At 30.6% G+C, this 21046-nt stretch carries 26 protein-coding genes; 12 read left to right on the forward strand and 14 right to left on the reverse strand.

Annotated features, from left to right (window positions below):
• The first annotated feature begins 30 nt into the window (after window positions 1-30).
• Window positions 31-324 (forward strand): FoF1 ATP synthase subunit delta/epsilon, encoded by a 294-nt coding sequence (locus C8N26_RS03640; protein WP_120186114.1) that lies wholly within the window; start codon window positions 31-33, stop codon window positions 322-324.
• 92 nt (window positions 325-416) lie between these two features.
• Window positions 417-698: a Sec-independent protein translocase subunit TatA/TatB gene (locus C8N26_RS03645; RefSeq protein ID WP_120186115.1), complete on the forward strand. Its 282-nt coding sequence runs from the start codon at window positions 417-419 to the stop codon at window positions 696-698.
• 30 nt (window positions 699-728) lie between these two features.
• Here the strand turns inward: C8N26_RS03645 and C8N26_RS03650 are convergent, their stop codons facing one another.
• Window positions 729-1193: an Lrp/AsnC family transcriptional regulator gene (locus tag C8N26_RS03650; RefSeq protein ID WP_120186116.1), complete on the reverse strand. Its 465-nt coding sequence runs from the start codon at window positions 1191-1193 to the stop codon at window positions 729-731.
• Window positions 1194-1359: 166 nt separating this feature from the next.
• Here C8N26_RS03650 and C8N26_RS03655 point away from each other — a divergent pair, with 166 nt between their 5' ends.
• Entirely contained in the window at window positions 1360-2478 is a 1119-nt protein-coding gene (locus tag C8N26_RS03655; protein WP_120186117.1) for a histidine decarboxylase, read from the forward strand.
• A 56-nt stretch (window positions 2479-2534) separates the two neighbouring features.
• Here the strand turns inward: C8N26_RS03655 and C8N26_RS03660 are convergent, their stop codons facing one another.
• The 5 genes from C8N26_RS03660 to C8N26_RS03680 all read right to left on the reverse strand — a co-directional run bounded on the left by C8N26_RS03660 (window position 2535) and on the right by C8N26_RS03680 (window position 5538).
• Window positions 2535-3176 (reverse strand): O-methyltransferase, encoded by a 642-nt coding sequence (locus C8N26_RS03660; protein WP_120186118.1) that lies wholly within the window; start codon window positions 3174-3176, stop codon window positions 2535-2537.
• Window positions 3177-3283: 107 nt separating this feature from the next.
• A complete protein-coding gene (locus C8N26_RS03665; RefSeq protein ID WP_120186119.1) occupies window positions 3284-3544 on the reverse strand; it encodes a hypothetical protein in 261 nt (86 codons plus the stop codon).
• A gap of 4 nt (window positions 3545-3548) precedes the next feature.
• A complete protein-coding gene (locus tag C8N26_RS03670; protein ID WP_120186120.1) occupies window positions 3549-4121 on the reverse strand; it encodes a sigma-70 family RNA polymerase sigma factor in 573 nt (190 codons plus the stop codon).
• A 15-nt stretch (window positions 4122-4136) separates the two neighbouring features.
• Window positions 4137-5060, reverse strand: coding sequence for a TolB family protein (locus C8N26_RS03675; protein WP_147418479.1), 924 nt, complete (start codon window positions 5058-5060; stop codon window positions 4137-4139).
• Between the two features lie 4 nt (window positions 5061-5064).
• On the reverse strand, window positions 5065-5538 hold the full coding sequence (locus C8N26_RS03680) for a nuclear transport factor 2 family protein (RefSeq protein WP_120186122.1): 474 nt from the start codon (window positions 5536-5538) through the stop codon (window positions 5065-5067).
• Window positions 5539-5703: 165 nt separating this feature from the next.
• Between C8N26_RS03680 and panB the strand changes: the two genes are divergently transcribed.
• The 7 genes from panB to C8N26_RS03715 all read left to right on the forward strand — a co-directional run bounded on the left by panB (window position 5704) and on the right by C8N26_RS03715 (window position 9512).
• A complete protein-coding gene (panB, locus tag C8N26_RS03685) occupies window positions 5704-6522 on the forward strand; it encodes a 3-methyl-2-oxobutanoate hydroxymethyltransferase (RefSeq protein WP_028892153.1) in 819 nt (272 codons plus the stop codon).
• Window positions 6523-6640: 118 nt separating this feature from the next.
• Window positions 6641-6928 carry a four helix bundle protein gene (locus tag C8N26_RS03690; RefSeq protein ID WP_394342635.1) on the forward strand — a complete coding sequence of 96 codons (288 nt, stop codon included), beginning with the start codon at window positions 6641-6643 and terminating at the stop codon, window positions 6926-6928.
• Window positions 6929-6978: 50 nt separating this feature from the next.
• Entirely contained in the window at window positions 6979-7917 is a 939-nt protein-coding gene (locus C8N26_RS03695) for a 2-hydroxyacid dehydrogenase (protein ID WP_120186124.1), read from the forward strand.
• A gap of 24 nt (window positions 7918-7941) precedes the next feature.
• Window positions 7942-8400: a DUF1801 domain-containing protein gene (locus tag C8N26_RS03700; RefSeq protein WP_120186125.1), complete on the forward strand. Its 459-nt coding sequence runs from the start codon at window positions 7942-7944 to the stop codon at window positions 8398-8400.
• Between the two features lies 1 nt (window position 8401).
• Window positions 8402-8794 (forward strand): VOC family protein, encoded by a 393-nt coding sequence (locus C8N26_RS03705; RefSeq protein ID WP_120186126.1) that lies wholly within the window; start codon window positions 8402-8404, stop codon window positions 8792-8794.
• Window positions 8795-8829: 35 nt separating this feature from the next.
• A complete protein-coding gene (locus C8N26_RS03710; RefSeq protein WP_120186533.1) occupies window positions 8830-9111 on the forward strand; it encodes a TM2 domain-containing protein in 282 nt (93 codons plus the stop codon).
• 23 nt (window positions 9112-9134) lie between these two features.
• Window positions 9135-9512 (forward strand): hypothetical protein, encoded by a 378-nt coding sequence (locus tag C8N26_RS03715; protein WP_120186127.1) that lies wholly within the window; start codon window positions 9135-9137, stop codon window positions 9510-9512.
• A gap of 27 nt (window positions 9513-9539) precedes the next feature.
• On the opposite strand, the gene C8N26_RS03720 is transcribed toward C8N26_RS03715, so the two are convergent.
• The 4 genes from C8N26_RS03720 to C8N26_RS03735 form a co-directional block, all read right to left on the reverse strand.
• Window positions 9540-10412 carry a cupin-like domain-containing protein gene (locus C8N26_RS03720; RefSeq protein ID WP_120186128.1) on the reverse strand — a complete coding sequence of 291 codons (873 nt, stop codon included), beginning with the start codon at window positions 10410-10412 and terminating at the stop codon, window positions 9540-9542.
• 164 nt (window positions 10413-10576) lie between these two features.
• The gene (locus C8N26_RS03725; RefSeq protein WP_245962523.1) at window positions 10577-13006 is read right to left on the reverse strand and encodes a TonB-dependent receptor; all 2430 of its coding nucleotides are present in this window, start codon (window positions 13004-13006) and stop codon (window positions 10577-10579) included.
• Between the two features lie 76 nt (window positions 13007-13082).
• Window positions 13083-13997 carry a FecR family protein gene (locus tag C8N26_RS03730; RefSeq protein WP_120186130.1) on the reverse strand — a complete coding sequence of 305 codons (915 nt, stop codon included), beginning with the start codon at window positions 13995-13997 and terminating at the stop codon, window positions 13083-13085.
• A 50-nt stretch (window positions 13998-14047) separates the two neighbouring features.
• Window positions 14048-14557 carry an RNA polymerase sigma factor gene (locus C8N26_RS03735; RefSeq protein ID WP_028892161.1) on the reverse strand — a complete coding sequence of 170 codons (510 nt, stop codon included), beginning with the start codon at window positions 14555-14557 and terminating at the stop codon, window positions 14048-14050.
• 150 nt (window positions 14558-14707) lie between these two features.
• Between C8N26_RS03735 and C8N26_RS03740 the strand changes: the two genes are divergently transcribed.
• Together C8N26_RS03740 and C8N26_RS03745 are read left to right on the forward strand one after the other, a co-directional pair.
• Window positions 14708-15763: a hypothetical protein gene (locus C8N26_RS03740; protein ID WP_120186131.1), complete on the forward strand. Its 1056-nt coding sequence runs from the start codon at window positions 14708-14710 to the stop codon at window positions 15761-15763.
• Window positions 15764-15895: 132 nt separating this feature from the next.
• On the forward strand, window positions 15896-16477 hold the full coding sequence (locus tag C8N26_RS03745) for a methyltransferase domain-containing protein (protein ID WP_120186132.1): 582 nt from the start codon (window positions 15896-15898) through the stop codon (window positions 16475-16477).
• A 43-nt stretch (window positions 16478-16520) separates the two neighbouring features.
• Here the strand turns inward: C8N26_RS03745 and bioB are convergent, their stop codons facing one another.
• The 4 genes from bioB to C8N26_RS03765 form a co-directional block, all read right to left on the reverse strand.
• The gene (gene bioB, locus C8N26_RS03750; RefSeq protein WP_120186133.1) at window positions 16521-17618 is read right to left on the reverse strand and encodes a biotin synthase BioB; all 1098 of its coding nucleotides are present in this window, start codon (window positions 17616-17618) and stop codon (window positions 16521-16523) included.
• A 65-nt stretch (window positions 17619-17683) separates the two neighbouring features.
• On the reverse strand, window positions 17684-19117 hold the full coding sequence (locus C8N26_RS03755; protein WP_120186134.1) for a flotillin family protein: 1434 nt from the start codon (window positions 19115-19117) through the stop codon (window positions 17684-17686).
• A gap of 9 nt (window positions 19118-19126) precedes the next feature.
• Window positions 19127-19699, reverse strand: coding sequence for a hypothetical protein (locus C8N26_RS03760; protein WP_120186135.1), 573 nt, complete (start codon window positions 19697-19699; stop codon window positions 19127-19129).
• A 147-nt stretch (window positions 19700-19846) separates the two neighbouring features.
• Window positions 19847-21004: a beta-ketoacyl synthase N-terminal-like domain-containing protein gene (locus C8N26_RS03765; RefSeq protein WP_120186136.1), complete on the reverse strand. Its 1158-nt coding sequence runs from the start codon at window positions 21002-21004 to the stop codon at window positions 19847-19849.
• Window positions 21005-21046: the final 42 nt, after the last annotated feature.

Consider the following 21046-nt stretch of genomic DNA (forward strand, 5'->3'; position numbering starts at 1 on the left):
CAAAAGCTTAAAGCCCTAAAGCATTAAAATATGTATTTAGAAATTGTAACACCAGAAGCTATTTTATTTTCATCAGAAGTTGATTCTGTAGCAGTACCAGGTGTAAATGGAGAATTTCAGATGTTAAATAATCACGCACCAGTGGTGTCTATTTTAACTGAAGGAAGAATAAAAGTGCATGTACATACTCAAAATCATTTAGTTTTTGATGATTTACATGGAAGCATTGAAAGATTACCAGAAGATGATAAAGTATTAACTTTAAAAATCAAATCAGGAACTCTTGAAATGAAAGATAATAAAGTGATTATTCTTGCAGACTAATGCATTTTATATAAAATAAAAAGCAACCAAATTTGGTTGCTTTTTTTTATTCAATAAAGTATAGCACATTGAATTTAACTATCTTTGCAGTGATGAATGGAATATTTTTATTTATTGGAGGACCAGAGATTTTTGTAATCTTATTAATCGTAGTCATGTTGTTTGGAGCTGATAAAATTCCTGAAATAGCAAGAGGATTAGGAAAAGGAATGCGTCAAATTAAAGATGCAACAAACGATATTAAAAGAGAGATTAATGAAAGTGCAAAAAATCAAGGTATAGACACAGACTTTGTTAAAGATATAAACAACGAAATTAACGAAGTAAAAGATAATATTGACGATTTTACAGGCCCTATAAAAAGAAGCCGTTAAATCAAATAAAATTGACGTAGTACATAAGAACTATGTCAATTTTATTTTTGTAGTATTCTTAACTTGCTTCATTACAAATGAGCTCTGAATATTTGATATTATTTCCAATTGTGATAGTTTTTTTAGTACAAAATCCTGATATTCATTCATGTCTTTTAAAACAACTTTTAATAAGAAGTCATAAACACCAGCTATGTAAGAGACTTCTACGATTTCATCTATTTTAGACATATATTCTTCAAACTCTTTAAAAGCACTTTCTTGATGTTTTACTAAGGTGACTTGACAATAAACAATTAAACTTTTGTCAATTGTTTCTAAGTTTACTAAAGCAACATATTTATCTATTATTCCGTTAGCTTCCATCTTCTTTACACGCTCATGAGTAGGCGTTATAGATAGATTTACTTTGTTGGCTAGTTGTTTTATAGATTGCTTACAGTCTTTTTGTAGTTCTTCTAAAAGTTTTTTATCTACACTATCTAGTTGATGCATGGTATGTTTTTCTGTTTTAAAGTGATTTTTAGAAATTAAATAGAAATTTAATCTTTTTAAAATTTAAAAATAGGTGTTTTTTCTTTAATGATAGTGTTAATGTAGTTTTTTATACTTTAATAATATATTTGTTAAGTGATTTAATACTATTTAAAAACAGGTAATTATGAGTAGAATAAAAGAAATTTATGACAGAATTAGTGAGGCTTCATCTAATTTTTTAGGATACCCTTTAGCAAAGGATTTCAATTATAGTGAATTTGCACCTTTTTTAAATGTATGTATTAATAATGTAGGTGACCCAGAATCTCCTTCAACATTATCTATTGACACCAAAGATATAGAGCGAGAAGTAGTTAGTTTTTTTGCTGATATATTATCATCTTCAACTAATGATGTATGGGGATATGTTACGAATGGAGGAACAGAAGGAAATCTATATGGTCTGTATTTAGCACGTGAGAGTTTTAATAACCCAGTAGTTTATTATAGTGAGTCTACACATTATAGTGTTAAAAAGAATTTACACTTATTAAATTTAAAGAATATAGTTGTTAGAAGTCAAGATAATGGAGAAATGGATTATGAAGATTTAGAGAATCTTATAACATTACATAGAGATAAACCAGCGGTTTTCTTCTTGAATATTGGAACTACCATGACAGAAGCTGTTGATGATTTAGATAGAATTAAAGTAATTATTAAAAAGTATGCTATCAAAGATTATTATATTCATTGTGATGCTGCTTTTTTAGGATGTATAGCTCCTTTTGTTAATCCGAAACCTAAATTTGACTTTGCTGAAGGTATTGATAGTATTTCTATATCTGGACATAAGTTTATTGGTGGACCAATACCATGTGGAATAGTTTTAGCAAAAAGAAAGCATAGAGATAGAATTGTAAATTCTGTTTCGTATGTTGGAACTTTAGATACAACTATTACAGGATCAAGAAATGGATTGACACCTTTATTGTTGTGGGCTTTTATAGAAAAGCACGGAAAAGAAGGATTAATTTCAAGAGCAAAAAAGGCACAAGAGTTAGCAGCATATACAGAACAAAAATTAAATGGAATAGGAGTAAAAGCATGGAGAAATAACGAAGCGCTAACAGTTGTATTAGATAAACCTTCAGATGTTTTGTGTAAAAAGTACCAGTTAGCTTCAGAAAATGATATAGCGCATATTATATGTGTTCCGGGAACTGAAAAATGGCAAATAGATGCTTTTATTGAAGACTATGCAAAAGAGTTGTTTATTGCTGAAAGATTAACTCATAATTAAATCGATATTACATCCGTAAAGTTAAAAAGCAAACCTTAAGGTTTGCTTTTTAACTTTTATATAACTCTACTTATTGTTAATCCGTCTCGTATGGGTAGTAAAACCGTTTCTAAACGATTATCTTCATTTAAAAGTCTGTTATATTCAAGAAGTACTTTTGTGTCTATATCTTTAGGATCTAGCTCTTCAATTACTTTACCACTCCAAAGTACATTATCAGATAAAATGATACCTCCTTTATTCATTTTTTCAATGATTAAATGAAAATAATTCACATAATTAGATTTATCGGCATCAATAAATACCAAATCAAATTTAGTGTTAATTGTAGGAATGATATCTATGGCATTTCCAACATATTGAGTTATTTGATCTTTGTATTCCGATTTTTGAAAATATTTGTGTTGCAATTCTTCCAATTCCTCATTTTTATCAATCGTATGAATCATTCCATTTTTTGAAAGCCCTTCAGCTAAACATAAGGCAGAATACCCTGTGTAAGTACCAATCTCTAAAATTGATGTGGGTTGTGCTAATTTAGAAATCATTGATAAAACCCTACCTTGAAAAGCACCACTTAGCATACGCGGATTTAATACTTTTTGCCAAGTTTCTCTACTTAACTCCTGTAGTAGTTTAGGTTCAGCTTGAGAATGCTGAACAACATAATTATCTAGTTTTTCTGGTAAAAAGTGCATATGATTATTTTTTCTGGAGCAAAATTAAAAAAACGGAATTTATCGCTACAATAAATTCCGTTTCAATCTAACAAAAAATCAAAAATTGGTTATAAAAACCAAACTTGTTAATTAAAGTTATTTAATTGTTCTTTTAAATCCTCTTTTTCTTTTTTAGAGAAACAAGGGTTATTTTTTTTACAATCGTCTGATTTTAATTTTAAAATATCAGATATTTTTCTGTTTTGTTTAGAGTATAAAATACAAATTTTACAAACTAGTAAATGCCAACTAAGTTGCATTCTTTCATATACTGATGCCTCACCATATTGACTTTTATCACAAATAGTAGTGGCTTCATCACATGTAATTTTAAAAAATTTAAACATCTTTTTACTTATTAAACCAGTTTTGCTCCATACAATTTCTTAGTTGTGTTCTTGCTCTATGTATCATTACCCATAGGTTTGACGGAGTAATATTTAGTTCCTTACAAATATCTTCTGTTTCAAATTGTTGAATAGTTTTCATTTTAAAAACCATTGCATATTTTTCAGGAAGACTATCAATACATTTATCTAGCTGATTTTTAAGTTCTTCATTTTCAATGTTCTTTTCAGCTTCATTGTTCCATGATTGAGGAACACGTTCTTCAATCCAATTTCCTTCGTTATCACCACTATCATAAAAGTTCATTCTAATTTCAGCTTGTCCTTTTTTAGAATTTATTTTTCGATAATAATCGATAATCTTTCTTTTTAAAATTGAAACCAACCAAGTTCTTTCGCTAGATTTTCCTTCAAAATTCTTTGCAGATTTTAATCCAGCAAAAAAGGTTTCCTGTACCAAATCTTTAGCAATATTTGAATTATTTACACGAGCAATGGCGTAATTAAACAAGTAGTCAGCATAGTTGTCTACCCATTTATCAGGAAATAAAATATTTGGAGGATTCGATTGGCTCATTTTTTCAAAGATAGGTTATTTTTTAATGAATGGGCTAACATAAATTCTACTCAATCCATTAGGATTTGTATTTAAATATTCTTGAAACTCTGACAAAGTCATTTTTTTAGGAAGTACTTTAGGAATAGATGAAGTACTGGAAGTAAAATACAGTGTGTTAGTTTGTAGATCGACAAATGGGCAGTAATCTAGTTTATTAGAGTTAATATTTGTTAAATGAGTAGCAGGTAGCCATTCGTTATTACTTCCTTTTTTACTGATGTACAAATCGCCTCTTCCTAAATCATCTTTTCTACCATAAGAAGTAAAAATGATGAAACCTTCATCAGGAGCTACAAAGGCATTAAATTCATATTTGTCTGAATTCACTCCAGAACTTAGCGGAGTTGGTTTTGTGTACTCTCCATTAACTAATCTACTAACATAAATATCTTCTTTTCCTGTGGTGTTGTTTTTGTATTCTGCAGTGAAAAATAAATCACCTTTTTCGGTTACTGAAGGATAAAATTCATCAGCATTTGTATTTACTGTAGTTCCAATATTTATGGGTTCTGACCATTTATCATTCAAAGAGTTTCTGGTTACATACCATATATCCATGTTATTTTTTACTTCTCCAGAGTTGTTGTCTTTCCTGTTAGAAGCAAAAAAAAGTTGTAATCCGTTAGGAGAAAGGAAAGGCTCTAAGTCTTTATACTGTCCAGAAAAACTAACCACTTCAGGTTTTTGCCATTTTCCATTTATTTTTTTTGAATAAGCTATAAATGAATATTCTTTTAAGTAGCTTTCTATAGTAAAGTAAAATTCATCTTGATTTTTACTCATTGAAAAATCTCTGACATTTGGTAAACCACTAAATAATTCTGGATGAAACAATTTAGACTCTTGAGCAAAACTGAAACAAGAAAAAAGTAAGAAAAGTAAATTAAGCTTTTTCATATAGTTATTGTTTATTGGCTTCACAATCACCTCTACGTCTCATATCTACTAAATAGATGATTTCCCATTTACCATTATTGTTAAAAAGTTGAAATGAATTGGCTCCACAATGACTAAAATTATTGTTTAAGTAAAATTCATAAGGAGTCCATACAGAAGCTAAATTTCCATCAATTTTTATATCCCACGATTTTAGTTTTTCTAAATAAGTGTGTTCAGGTTTTTTATTAGCAATACTAGTTAGTAATTTGTTTTTACTTTCAGTGACTAATACATTTTTACCTTCTTTATTGGTAAATGTAGTTTGAATAGTAATTGTTGGGTGTAAAGTAGTGTTTACAATCGAACTGTCTCCTTTATGCAAGCCTTCAAAAAAGGTTTCAATGGTGTTTTTTATAGCTTTCTTTTGAAGATCTTCTTGAGCGTTTACAACAGTAGAAAGTACAAAAACAATAAGTAAAGTGAATATTTTTTGCATTTTAGTTTGATTTAGTAAAGTAAAGCTATTAAAAAAATAGAGGGCGATAATTTAATTAACAGAAGATTAACGGCATTAAAAAAAAGGAATTAAAAAGGTTATGAAAATGTAATAAATAAAACCAGTGAATAATTGTGTATTTTTACAATCTATAAAACAAAAGAAATGTCAGTAGCAAAAAAACAATATAAAAGAATTACTACAAAGTCTCTTGTTGAGATGAAAGCCAACGGAGAAAAAATTTCTATGCTTACAGCATACGATTATACCATGGCAAAAATTGTTGATGGCGCAGGAATTGATGTGATTTTGGTTGGTGATTCTGCATCAAATGTAATGGCAGGTCATGAAACTACATTGCCTATTACTTTAGATCAAATGATTTACCATGCAAGTTCTGTTGTAAGAGGAATAGATCGTTGTTTGGTAGTGGTTGATTTACCTTTTGGTAGCTATCAGTCAGATCCTAAAGAAGCATTACGTTCTGCTATTCGAATTATGAAAGAAAGTGGAGCGCATTCGATTAAATTAGAAGGAGGAAAAGAAATAAAAGATTCTATTAAGCGAATTTTAAATGCTGGCATTCCAGTAATGGGGCACTTAGGATTAACTCCACAATCTATTTATAAATTTGGAACTTATACAGTAAGAGCAAAAGAAGAAGAAGAAGCAGAAAAATTAATGCAAGATGCTTTAATGTTAGAAAGATTAGGATGTTTTGCAATAGTACTTGAAAAAGTACCAGCTAAGTTGGCTCAAAAAGTAGCAGAAGCATTAACGATTCCTGTAATAGGAATTGGCGCTGGTGGTGGAGTAGATGGTCAAGTATTAGTGATGCATGATATGTTAGGAATGACACATGAGTTCAATCCACGTTTTTTACGTAGATATTTAGATTTACATACCGAAATGACAAATGCTTTTGAACAGTTTATAGCTGATGTAAAAAGCAAAGACTTTCCAAACGAAAACGAACAATATTAATTTAGATTATTGAATTTTTAGATAGTTAGATTATTCGATTTCTAGAAGTTAAGAGATGCATAGATACAAGGATTTTAAATTTTGGCAAATGAGTAGGTCTTTTTGTAAAGATATTTATTTGCTCACATCAAAATTTCCTGAAGATGAAAAGTATGGATTGGTATCTCAATTGAGAAGAGCTTCAGTATCTATTTCTTCAAATATAGCAGAAGGTTGCTCAAGAACATCCAATAAAGATTTTTCTAGGTTTTTGGTAATTGCACTAGGTTCGTGCTATGAGGTTGAAACTCAATTATTACTTAGTTACGATTTGGGTTTTATCTCTAAAACTGATTTAGAAAATTATACAGAAACTTTAATGAGTGTAGTGAAAATGATGTCTAAATTCAATTCAACATTAAGCTAAATATAACTATCAAAAATTCTAAATATCCAACAATCTAATAATCTATTTTAATGAAAATACTTCATTTAGATACAAACCATCCTTTACTATTAAAACAACTTCAAGAATTAGGTTTTGAAAATCACGAGGATTATACTTCTACTAAATCAGAAATTGAAGCAAAAATTAATGAGTACGATGGAATTATAATTCGTAGTCGTTTTACAATTGATAAGCAGTTTTTAGACAAAGCAACAAACTTGAAGTTTATTGGAAGAGTAGGTGCTGGTTTAGAAAATATTGATTGTGAGTATGCTGAAAAGAAAGGAGTGACACTTATTTCTGCTCCAGAAGGAAATCGAAATGCAGTAGGAGAACATACCTTAGGAATGCTACTTTCTCTTTTTAACAAGTTGAATAAGGCTGATAAAGAAGTACGAGAAGGTAAATGGTTACGAGAAGAAAATAGAGGTCTTGAACTGGATGGAAAAACAGTTGGAATAATTGGTTATGGTAATATGGGTAAGGCTTTTGCTAAAAAACTCAGAGGATTTGATGTAGAAGTAATCTGTTACGATATTAAACCAGATGTAGGTGATGAAAATACTCAACAAGTTTCTCTAGAAGAACTTCAAAAAAGAACTGATATTTTAAGTTTACACACCCCACAAACAGAACTTACCATGAAAATGGTGAATTCAGACTTTATTAATGGTTTTTTAAAACCATTTTGGTTGCTTAATACAGCTAGAGGAAAATCTGTAGTAACGAAAGATTTGGTTGAGGCTTTACAGTCAGGAAAAGTACTAGGAGCAGGATTGGATGTATTAGAATACGAGAAAAAATCGTTCGAAAATCTGTTTTCTGATCAAGAAATGCCAGAAGCTTTTAAATATTTAATCAATGCTGAAAATGTGTTGCTTTCTCCTCATGTAGCAGGTTGGACAATAGAAAGTAAAGAGAAGTTGGCTCAAACTATTGTAGATAAAATCAAAGAGAAATTTTGCTAACTTGTAGCTTCAAATTCATGACACATGAAATATGAAGCATCTACAGTAGAAGAATATATTTCTCAAATTCCTGAAGAACGTCAAGAGGTAATAAAAAAATTACGAAATATAATTAAGAAAAACTTACCTGAAGGTTTTGAAGAAGGAATCAATTATAATATGATTGGGTATTATGTTCCTCATTCAAAATATCCTGATGGCTATCATTGTGATCCTAAACTTCCGTTGCCTTTTATGAATTTAGCTTCACAAAAAAACTCAATCAACCTATATCATAGTGGGATTTATGCTGAAAAAGAGTTACATGATTGGTTTGTAGTAGAATATCCTAAATATTCAAAAAGAAAATTAGACATGGGTAAAAGTTGTATTCGTTTTAAAAAGATGGATGATATACCATATGAATTAATTGCTGAACTTTGCACTAAAATGACTGTAGATAAATGGATTTCAATTTATGAATCAGCTGTAAAAAAGAAATAAAATGAAGAAAAAAGGTAAAGTAATAGGTATAGGAGGAGTTTTCTTTAAAACAGAAGACCCGAAAGCAACAAAAGATTGGTATAAAAATAATCTAGGTTTTAATACTGATGATTGGGGTTGTACGTTTTGGTGGAAAGACAATGAAGATAAAAAAGCTTCTACACAATGGAGTCCGTTTGCAAAAGACACGAACTATTTTGAGCCATCAAAAAAAGATTTTATGTTTAACTATCGAGTAGAAAATTTAGTTGAGTTATTAGAAGATCTTAAGAAAAAGGGAGTTACGGTAATTGATAAAATAGAAGAGTATGATTATGGGAAATTTGGTTGGATTTTAGATTTAGATGGAAATAAAATTGAGTTATGGGAACCAAAAGACGAAGCTTTTTTATAAATTTAGCACCGTCTAATAAATTAAAAATTAAAAAAATGGATGTAATTGATGAAAACGGGAACACAGTTCCTAATCAAGAAAGTAAACGAGTGTTAGCAGGTGTTTTAGGTATCATTTTGGGAGCTTTTGGAGTTCATAAGTTTGTATTAGGATACACTAAAGAAGGTGTAATAATGTTACTAATAACTATTTTAACTTGTGGTATGGGAGCTTTTATAAGTAGTATCATTGGTTTGATAGAAGGAATTATGTACTTAACAAAATCAGACCAAGAGTTTGTAGAAACATATCAGGTTAACCACAAAGGTTGGTTCTAAACATTCTTTTTTAATTCTATACTATGTCTGAAAATAAGAACACGAATAATGGCTTAAATAAAGGGTTAGACAAAGCTAAAGAAGTTATGGATAACATAACAGAAGAAGCAAGTAGTTTAGCTGGAGAAGCAGGTGAGCATATTGTAGATATAGTAGAAGATGTAAAAGAAAAAGTTGAAGAAATTATTTCCGATGAATCAATTCAAAAAGCTAAGAAAAAGGCGAACGAATTAACAAATGAAGCTAAAGAAGTACTAGATGATATAACTGAAAAAGCTTCAGAAGTTGCAGGAGAAGCTAGTGAACACCTTGTTGATTTTGCAGAAGATGCTAAAGAAGAATTTCAAGAAACTAAAACCAAAACAAAAAGTTTGTTTCAACGACTTTTTGGAAAGAAATAATAAAAAAGCGCCTATTAGGCGCTTTTTTTATGAAGCAATATTATTTGCTTTATTTGTTTTAATAATGGCTTGTTCGTTTTTCCAATCAATCCATTTTTGACCTTTAATACGACGCATTACATTATCTATTGTGCGCATAATAAATACATTATAAACAGCTTTTCCTAAGTTTTTAGGATTACGAGCAATAGCACGTAAACTCATTGAAAAACCAGGGGTAACATAGCGCATGTAGTGCCAATATCCTTCAGGCATATACAAAACATTTCCATGTTCTAATTCAGCAACATAACCTTTGGCATTTTTTAGTGCAGGCCACTTGTCAAAATCAGGATCGTTAAAATCAATGTCTTCACGAGTAATTAACGAATGCGGAATTTTGTATAAGTATTTGTTTTGTTTTTGATCGAATAAAATACATTTCTTTTTTCCTTCAAAGTGAAAGTGAAAGATGTTAGCTAAGTCAATATCATAGTGCATGAACGTATACGAATCACGTCCACCAAAAAATAACATTGGTAAGCCTTTCATTAAGCTTAAACCAAAATCAGGAAATTTAAAATCTTTTTGTAATTGAGGTACTTCCTTTAAAATATTCCATAAGAAAATTCTAAATTTAGTAGGTTCTCGCCTTAACAAATCAACATACTCACTCATTTTCATGGTAGCATGAGGTTCGTTAAAACCATCTTTATAATCAACAGGTCTATCATCGTATAAAGGTACCGTTTTATCACCTGCTATTTCTTTCATATAATCTAAAGACCATTTAGAATATGCTGGCCAATCTTCAATAAAACGTTCGATAACCACAGGTTTTTGCGGTTTAAAATAATTCTTGATAAAGTCTTCCTTGGTAATTGTTTCGACTCTTTCAATTTGAGAAAGATTTAATCCCATAACATGTTGTTTAAAGGAGCAAAGTTAAGAAATCGTTACGACACTTTATTCTTAAATTTTTGGTATATTAAAGTTAATACAATGATTGAATTCTTTGAGGTTTTTTGGAGGTTATTATAGATGATGGTAAAGATTTAAAATCTATCGAAAACTGAAATAATTAGTTAAAAGTTTATTCTAAAACTTAAGTTTGGAGTAAATGGTAACGAATAAGTATTTACTTTTCTAACATTAGTTTCGCTGTTGTTATCTATAACATAGTAAGTGTTTATACTATTCTTTCTGTTAGTAATGTTAGTAAAACCAACTCTAACTGTTGATTTAATATTATTAGAAATATTGAATTGATAGCTTCCTGAAGCATTAACTCTAAAAAAGTTTCTTAATCTTTCTTTGTTAGGAGTGTCGTAGTTTACAACAGTTCTATCTCCATATTGTATAGTTTCGTTTCCTACTACAGGCGTCGTATATGGAGTTCCGTTTCGTAAAATTGTTCCAGCAGAGAGTCTAATCTTAGGGGTAATGCTGTAATTTAATGCAGCGCTTAAAGAATGGGTAATGTTTAAACTACTAGGAAATATGCTAGGAGAAAAAGTATTAAAAGTATAGTCGTTTTCTGCAAAAGTGTAGCTTAACCAAGTACTGATTTTTTTACTTTTTTTATTAATTAAGAATTCAACTCCCTTACTTTCATAACTACCAATAGAGTTTAATGTTTGCACATTGTTGTAAAAACCTTGATTAGCAGCCGTAATTCCATCAACAAATTTATAGAATCCAGTAAGATCTATTTGTAAGTTGTTTTTTGAAAATTCAGTACCAAAAGAAATTTGTTTACTTTTAATAATAGGGGTTTTATCATTATCAGCTAATACCCACCTTCTTTTTTCTATCCCTAAAAAATTATCTTGAAAATCTATTTTTTGGGTTGTTGTTTGATTTTTTAATTCTCCTTTTAATTTTAAATATAAGTTGTTAATTACTTTTTGTCTAACATTTATTCTAGGCTCAATTAAAAATTGATTAAAGTCATGGAAATAGTTAGCACGTAAACCCAAACGAGCATACGTGTTTTTCTTTTTATATTCTAGTTCAGAAAAAATAGCAGATTTAAGTAATACATCCTTAACTGATTTGGTATAAGAAGGAGCGTTTACAGTAGTTTTATTAGCAATTCCTATTTCGTTAAAAACAGCTCCATTTGTAAAATTTAAAATATCAGAAAATTGATATTTAGTAAGTAATTTTATTTCGGTTTCTAATACATTATTGAATTGTGTTTGCAGCTGATTAGAATCTATATTAAAATCTGAAGAGTTAATCGTGTATTCAGATAAAAAAGTAGATAATTCAGAAGAAAAACGATTATTCCAATTGGCTTTCCATGTAATATTAGCTCCTAAATTTTCTTGTTTTAGTAAGCTGTTTTCTTCAAAAGTTGTATTTTCAGAAGTATATTCTTCAGTATAGTCTAAGTTATTTTTAATGTTTATTAAATTAGCTCTTAAAGAGTGTTTGTTATTAATATCATATAAAACTTTAAAAGAATAATCGTAAAAGTAAAAGTTGGTAGTAGTCTTATGTTCTTTGTTTGAAGCAATAGAGTTTTCTTGAAAACTTCTATCAAAGTAATTGTTGTAAGTTGGTGTATTTAGTATATCGGTAAAAGATCGTCTTGCTGAAGCGTGAATTTCTAATTTATTAGAAATAGGAATGTGTATAAAAGCATCTCCGCTTAGTAAGTTAAAACCACCACCTCCAGAAAATCTACGTGTAATTTCATTGTCGGTCAGCATATTTACAGTACTAGAAACACCGTCGCTAAATTGTGAACTAGTACCGTTTTTTATTACAGTAGCTTTTTTAGTCAGATAGGGATTGTAGGCAGAAATCAATCCGAAAAAATGACCTGTGTGATACATTTTTATTCCATCCCACAGCATAAGGTTTTGATCGTTTGTACCCCCACGAACGTTAATGTTAGCGATACTTTCATTTACACTTTCAATACCAGGTAATACTTTTATAGTTTTTAAAATATCAGGTTCTATTAGTCCAGGAAGAATCCCAAATTTTTTAGAGTTTAATGTTGTACTTCCATCAATGTTTTTTTGTAACCCTGATGTTAAAAAATTAGGAATGATAATTTCTGAAAGTTCTTCTGAGAGTTCATTTAGGCTAATTTCTTTACACGGAGTTTCAAAAAGTTCTTTAACGGGCAAGGTAATCGAATTGTACCCGATATAAGAAATAGTTGCTGTTGTATTAATTGGTGTTTTCTTAAAAAAAAAATCGCCATTATCGTCTGTATTAGCTCCTATATTACCGTTGTTAATTATAATTGAAGCTAGGGTAAGTGGTTCAAGAGTTTGCGAGTCTATCACTTTTCCGCAGATGGTTATTTTCTTATCTAAAAAAGAAACTGTTATAAATCGATCGTTTAAAACTTTAAAATTAAATAACGTAGTACTATTTAGATAATCAATCACCTCGCTTAAAGACAAGTTTTTTTGGGGAGTAGTAATAACATTTCCTGTTAAATCATCATCAGAATAAGTAAATTTTACATCGTGTTGTTTTTCTATTTCAACCAAAAAACTTTTAAGCTCAATTTTGTTTTGTGCTTTTATAGTTAGTGAAAGGAGAAAAATAAAAACAAGGCTAAGTTTCTTACTTATCATATTTATAAATAGTAATTATTTTTCCTTCTATTTTGTACGATAATTGTAAAGGAATTGTAATTGCTTGAAGAGCGACATTTAAGTCGTTATGAGTAAAACCACCAGTGTAAAGCTGTTCAAGGTTTATATCTTTAGTTTTTACAGTATAATCGTATTGGTTTTGTAATTCGTCTAAAATCAGTTTAAGTGGCACACTTTTAAAATTCGACTCTTTTTGCAACCAAGACTTATTGGTAAGGTTAAAAGTGTTTAGAGTGTCTGTTTTTCCATTAATTACCTTAAATATATTCCCTTTCGCTAATTTAACTAAGGTGTCTTGGTATTGTACACTAACTAAACCTTCAAAAGTTTTTACTTCAAAATAGTTGGCTCTTTCTTTTACGTTAAATTGAGTTCCGAGTACGGTAACTTTTCCAATAGAAGTATTTACCGTAAATGATTTCCCTTTTTTTACTTTAAAGTAAGCCTCGCCTTTAAGGTGTATACTTCTATTATCTTCCCATTTCTTTTTGTTGAATGAAATAGTAGAATTAGCATTTAAAATTACTTCAGATTCATCTGGTAAATTAAATGTTTTTGTTTCTGCAAATTGTGTGTCATAGTTTGTAGTTCCATTAAAAAACAAGAAGTATGAAGAAACTAATAAAACTACTATTGTAGCAGCATATTGGTAAAATCTTTTATAATTGAATGAAACGACTTTTCCTTTTTTGGTAGTAGTCGCTTTTTTAAGTTCAAACTCCTTAAAGGTTTTGTCTACATCTATGGTTGGTGTTTCTATCTGAGAAGAGTAATGTGCTATTTTTTCAAGATTTTTGAAATTAGGGTCTTGTTTTAATAACGATAGTTCCTCTTCAGAGATTTCTCCGTTTAACCACTTTAGTATATATTTTTCATCTTTCATTTTTGTGCTTAACTAACTTTTAGACAATAAAGAAGTAAATTTCCCTACCCTTATAACAAATCTATTTTTGATCTCAGTTTTTTTAAGGCTGATGACATTCTTTTTTCTACTGCTTTTTGAGAAATATTTAATAATTCAGCTATTTCTCTATACTTTTTACCATCTATTCTATTCATTAAAAAAACCTCTCGTTCAGCTTCAGTTAAACCTTCAATTGCTTTTTTAAGTTTATGTTTAAACTCTTCTTCTTCTAATAAATATTCAGGACTTTGATTGTTAATATCAATATAAGGCGAGCTTTTAGCATAATTTAAAACAACCTTTTCATGTTTTAAACTGTTTAAAAAAAGGTTATTTACACTCGTAAATAAGTACGATTTGGCTTTGTCATATGATATTTCAGAACATTTTTCCCACATTTTTAAAAAAACTTCTTGTATCAAATCCAGAGCAGTATCTTTATCTCCCGATTTATAATGTGAGAAGTTAGTAATAAACTGAATATTAGATTTGTAGAATTCGTTAAAATCTTCTTCGTTACAAAGTGATTTTTTAGTCATGCAATTTGTTTTTTTGGGGAATTAAAAATAAAAAATCAAAAACAAAAGTAGGGTAAAATGTTTTATAGTTTTCTAAATGATAGAAACGTTCTAAAAATAAATAGAAATGTTTTAAAGATAAAAAGATAACAAAGGATAAAAATATTTAAAATGAAAACGATTAAATTATTAGGAGTATTTGCATTCATAGCCTTAGTTGGTTTTACTTCTTGTCAATCTGAAGAAAACGAACAAATAGGAATTAACCCTAACGCAATTACACCAACTTCAGAACTTGCAAAAAAAATTAAAAGAACAGGGATGAACGATGGGGCTAAAGATGATTTTTTAGATGGAAACTCATGTGCAGAATTAATATTCCCTATTGTTGCAACTGTAAATGGTCTTGAAATAACTATAAATAATGAAGCTGATTATGAACTAGCTGTAGAAATAATGGATGAGTTTAATGATGATGACGATACAGTAGCATTCAACTTTCCAATAACAGTAAAACTGAGTGATTATTCAGAAATAGTTATTTCATCGCAAGAAGAGTTTGAAGACTTAAATCAAGAATGTGATAATGCTTCTGATAATATGGAAAGCGCAATCTCTTGTGCAAAAGTAGATTTTCCAATTTCAATATTAACTTATGATGTTAATTTAGAACAAACAGGAACCGTAGTTGTAGAATCGGAACAACAATTATATGGTTTTGTAGATGATTTAGAAGAATCGGATAAATTATTTTCTATAAAATACCCAATAACAGTAACATTAAGTAACGGAACTTCTGTGCAAATTAATGACGATTCTGAATTTGAAGATGCACTAGAAGAGTGTACTGCTTATGAAGCAGAAGAAGAATTAGCAGAAGAAAAAGCAGAAGAAGTAGAAGGTATTGTTAGCAAAGCTACTTTTATAGTTGAAAGTTTTGTTACAGGAGGTGTAAATATAGCAGAAGATTTTACTGAATACACTATAGAATTTACAAACGAAGAAAAATTGATAGCAAGAAATACTGTTAATACAGCCTTAGAAAATATTGAAGGAGAATATGATGTAGATTCTGATACAAGAGTGCTTTTAGAGCTAGATTTTACAAATGAAACTGTGTTTAGTGCTTTAAATAATGAATGGGTTGTAACCGCTTATACAAGTAGTTTGTTAACATTACAAAGCAAAACAGATTCATCAATTATACTTGAGTTAAAGAAACTGTAGGTTAGTTTTCCCCTTAGTAGTTAATGTAATTTATGGCTATCGCAAATAAGTGATAGCCATAAAAACTTAAGATAAGTATAGAGTTTACTATTTCTATCTTTTTTAAATTTGTGGTATATTAAAGTTACTACAATGATTGAATTATCTGAATCTTTTTGGAATAATAAATATTTGAATGATAAAACAGGATGGGATTTAGGAGAAATTTCTAATCCATTAAAAGAATATTTTAATCAATTAAAAGATAAAAATATTCGGATTTTAATACCTGGTGGAGGGAATTCGTATGAAGCAGAGTATTTGTTCAGTTTAGGTTTCTCAAATGTTTTTGTGGTTGATATTGCTGAAGAACCTCTTAAGAGAATTCAAAAAAGAGTTCCTAATTTTCCTAAGGAAAATCTGATTCACGCTAACTTTTTTGAATTAGAAGGTGTTTTTGATTTAATTATAGAACAGACTTTTTTCTGTGCTATCAATCCAGAATTACGATCAGAATATGCACGAAAAGTAAGTGAATTGCTTACTGAAAAAGGGAAGTTAGTAGGATTGTTATTTGATGCTGAATTAAATGACGATCATCCACCTTTTGGTGGTAGTAAACAAGAATATGAGGAGTATTTTACTCCTTATTTCACAGTAACAATGGAGCCTTGTTGTAACTCGTCAGAAAGCAGACAAGGAATGGAATTATTTATAAAAATGATAAAAAAATAGCCATCAAGTACTTGATGGCTATTTTTTATGTTGTTACTTAGAATTAATTTCTTAAAGCTTTAGCTTCTTGCTTCTTTTGTTCGTTACGTTCAATTTTATGTTCAGGTCTTGTCCATTTTGGATTTTCACCTAAAGCTTCAAACTGAGAATCTTTAGCTTCAACCGATTCTCTTTGTTCGTGCTTAAAGAATGGTTTTTGTGTATTTAATCCTAATTCTTCAAACATTCTCATATCTTCATTAATATCAGGATTCGGAGTTGTTAATAATTTATCTCCAGCGAAAATAGAATTTGCTCCAGCAAAGAAACACATTGCTTGACCTTCTCTACTCATTTGTGTTCTACCTGCTGATAAACGTACTTGTGAGTCTGGCAATACAATACGAGCAGTTGCTACCATACGAACCATTTCAAAAATGTTTACAGGAGGTTGTTCTTCTAACGGAGTACCTTCAACAGCTACTAATGCGTTAATTGGTACAGATTCAGGGTGTGGAGAAAAACGAGTTAACGTTTCAAGCATTCCAGCTCTGTCTTCTAAAGATTCTCCCATACCAATAATTCCTCCAGAACAAACTGTTACATTGGTTTTACGTACATTTTCAATAGTATTAATTCTATCATCAAAAGAACGTGTAGAAATTACATCATCGTAATAATCTTCAGAAGTGTCAATATTATGATTGTAAGCATATAAACCAGCTTCCGCTAAACGTTTTGCTTGATTTTCAGTAACCATACCTAAGGTACAACAAACTTCCATGTCTAGTTTGTTAATAGTACGTACCATTTCTAACACTTGGTCAAATTCAGGGCCGTCTTTTACGTTTCTCCAAGCGGCTCCCATACAAACTCTTGATGATCCACCATCTTTAGCACGTAAAGCTTGTGCTTTAACTTGGTTTACAGTCATTAAATCATTTCCTTCAACATTGGTGTGATAACGTGCAGCTTGCGGGCAGTAACCACAGTCTTCAGAACATCCACCAGTTTTTATAGAAATTAATGTACTTACCTGTACGGTGTTTGGGTCGTGATATTTTCTATGTATAGTTGAAGCTTCGTACAAAAGCTCCATTAAAGGCTTATTGTATACCTCCAGAATTTCCTCTTTCGTCCAATCGTGTCTAATTTCAGTCATAAATTCGAGTTGTTTGTGGTGGTAAAAATAAAAAATTCCGCTTCGAAAGCGGAATTTTATGAGTCTTATTTTTCTTCGGAAGGAGAATCGTCTTGATCGACAACTTTTCCGTCACCATTCGGAAGTTCCTTTCCTTTTAAATAATCGGGTAATTGCATACCTGCCATATTGAACATTTCTTGCAGTGGCGGTACTGCATTGTACATTCCTGAAATAAAGTTAGATGTTGAGGTTTTTCCATCTTTTCCTCCTCCATTTTCCCAAACAGTAACTTTATCAATCTTAATGTTTTTAATAGCTTCTGATTGTAACTTTACCAATTCAGGTAATTTATCAGCAATTAATAATAAAGCAGCGTTTTGAGAGTCATTACCAGCGGCTTGAACTATTTGATCTAAACCAGCTGCTTGTTTGGTTAATACTTCGTATAAACCTTGAGCTTCTGCTTGTGCTTTGAATAAGATAGCATCTGCCTCACCTTTTGCTTTTCTACGAATTCTTTCAGCTTCTGCCTCTGCATCAATTTCTACTTTTCGTTTATCAATCTCAGCAGGAACGATTACATCTGCCATTTGTGAAGAACGTTCTCTTTCAGCTCTGGCAATTTCAGCTTCTTTCTCAGCAGCATACGATTCTTCTAAAGCTTTTGCTGATTGCACTTTTTCAGAAGCAATAGCTACTCTTTCAGCCTCAGCCTCTCTTTGACGACGTAATGAGTCAGAGTTTGCAACGGCAATTTTTGCGGTGTTTTCACCATCTACAGCTTTTGCATTAGCAGCAGCAACTTGAGTTCTTTCATCTTGTACTGCATTTGCTTCACCAATAGAACCGTCTCTATTTTTTTCAGCAACTGATTTACGTGCAGCGTTGATTGCATGCGCAGCAGCTTCTTTACCTAATGCTTCAATATATCCTGATTCGTCAACAATATCGGTAATGTTTACGTTGATTAATTTTAAACCAACCTTTTTTAATTCCGATTCAACACTTTGTGAAATGTTGGTTAAGAACTTATCTCTATCAGAGTTAATTTCTTCAATATCCATTGAAGCAACGACTAAACGTAATTGTCCAAAAATAATTTCTTTGGCTAATTCTTGAACATCGTTCATTGCTAAACCAAGTAAACGTTCGGCAGCATTTTGCATTACTCCAGGTTCGGTAGAAACCCCAATGGTAAAACGTGAAGGCACGTTTACACGAATATTTTGTTTAGAAAGTGCATTTACCAAGTTTACTTCGATAGAAATTGGTGTTAAGTCTAAAAACTCATAATCTTGAATTACAGGAAAGATAAATGCAGCACCACCATGAATACATTTCGCTGATTGTCCGCCACCAACTTTACCATACACTACTAAAATTCTGTCGGAAGGACATCTTTTGTAGCGTTTTATTAAAGTAACGAGTAAAATGAAAATAAATAGAATGGCAATAACAAGTCCTATAGGGCCTGCAAAACCAAAACCATCAATTTGTAATAATGTAAGTTTTAACATAGTCAATTTTTATTTTTGAGATTCAACAATTAATATTCCGTTAGAGGTAACTTCGATTACTTTTATAACCATACCTTGTGTTAAATCGGCATGATTATCTGTTAAGGCATCAAGTTCACGAAGTGAGTTTTGTACTTTTATATGTACTTTTCCCATTTTAGAGCGATTAGCTCCTACGGTTAAATACACTTCACCAATTTGGTTCAATGCATTTTTCATTTGTAAAGTACCGCTATCTGTTAGTTTACTAATATAGTAGAATAAGGTTGCCATGATAGTCATCATGATCAGCCCGCAGAAAACAGAAATAAGTAGTGTGATTGTATTAGAATTACCAGCATCCATACTGGCAATACCACTCCAACCAAAAATGGTAAAAAAGGCCACCATGTTTTTAAAGGTGAAAAACTGGAATCCGGCACCTGTATCGGCATCTATTTCAGTATCAATGTCACCAATATCATCAGTATCGGCACCTATAAAGCTGCCAATTAGTACAAAAACAAAAATTAGTGTAAAAACACCTGCTATTCCCCAATAAACTTGTTGAAAAGAGGTTAATTCAGAAAACCATTCCATCATAAAGCAATTATTTAAATGAGTTACTAAAAGTATATAAATTGCCTGAAATCGACAATTTTTATTTTGTTAATCAACTATCTAGGGGGAAGTCCACAAGGTACTCAAAGAAAGTGCTTTGTGGTAAGCTTCAGATAATTAAATCCTTGGCTATCGCCCTGCGATTAAAACGGAAACAGCATTTCCTCCAAAACCAACAGCATTTACTAGTATTTTATTGAGTTTCTTTGGAGTTTGTTGAGGTTCTGCAAAAGGAACTTCAATTACTTGTTGATGTTGTATCATTAACATTGCTAACTCTAAACTTAACAAGCCAGAAGCACCAAAAGTGTGACCAAGTTTCCATTTATTAGTAGTTAAAAAAGGAGTTTTGTTACAAAATACTTTTTGAATCGCATTAATTTCTGATTGATCTCCTTTAATGGTTCCTGGAGCATGCATTACGATAGCGTCTATTTCATCAGGAGAAATTGTTCCTAATGCCATTTTCATTGATTTTTGAAAACATTCAGCATCGGTAGTAACAGAAGTGTTGTGTTTTAAAACTTCTGTAGCATATCCAACTCCTTCAATAAATGCCAAAGCATTTTTTTTATTCCCTTTTTCTAAACAAAAAATAGAAGCAGCTTCACCCAAAACCATAGTGTTTTTGGTTTTGTTTAGGTCAAAAGCCTTACAGGGGTAGCCATTTTTTTCTTTGGAATATACTTTTAAGGCTTGCATTTGAGCAATGGTAAAGTCAGTTAGTGAAGCTTCACTAGCACCAATCATAAATTTTTCTGACATTCCTGATTGTAACCAAGCAATACCGTTTAATAAAGAGTGTAATCCAGTTGAGCAAGTTATAGAATGTGAAATTTCAGGACCATTGGTTTGTAAATCATGTGCTATCCAAGATGAAATATTACCTAAAGTAGTGGTTGGAGAGCTTAAGGTAGATGATTTACCTGTTGACAAAAACTCCTTGTGGTATTTTTCAAACAAAGAAGTTGCTCCTCGAGAAGAACCTATATTAATTCCGAAGTTATCAGAAGCTTTCCAGTTTGTTTGTTCCATTGCTTTTCTAGCAACAAAAAGGGTGTACAAAACAGACGGATCTAAATTTTTGTATTTATTGTCAGACTTTCTAACATCTTCAATAGCATGTTTATCTTCATCAGGTAATTGTGCTACCCATGCTTTGGAATCTTCAAAGTCTTTAAAACTTAAAAAATGTTGATTATTTAGATAGTGCTCCCAAATTTTCTCAGGAGTACTTCCTAAGGCAGAAACAGAAGCAAATGATGTTATTGAGATGAGTTCTTTCAACACGATAAAATTTCAGCAAAAATAAAGGTAAAATCAAGTATT

It is taken from the genome of Tenacibaculum lutimaris (assembly GCF_003610735.1).
Taxonomy (GTDB): Bacteria; Bacteroidota; Bacteroidia; order Flavobacteriales; family Flavobacteriaceae; genus Polaribacter; species Polaribacter lutimaris.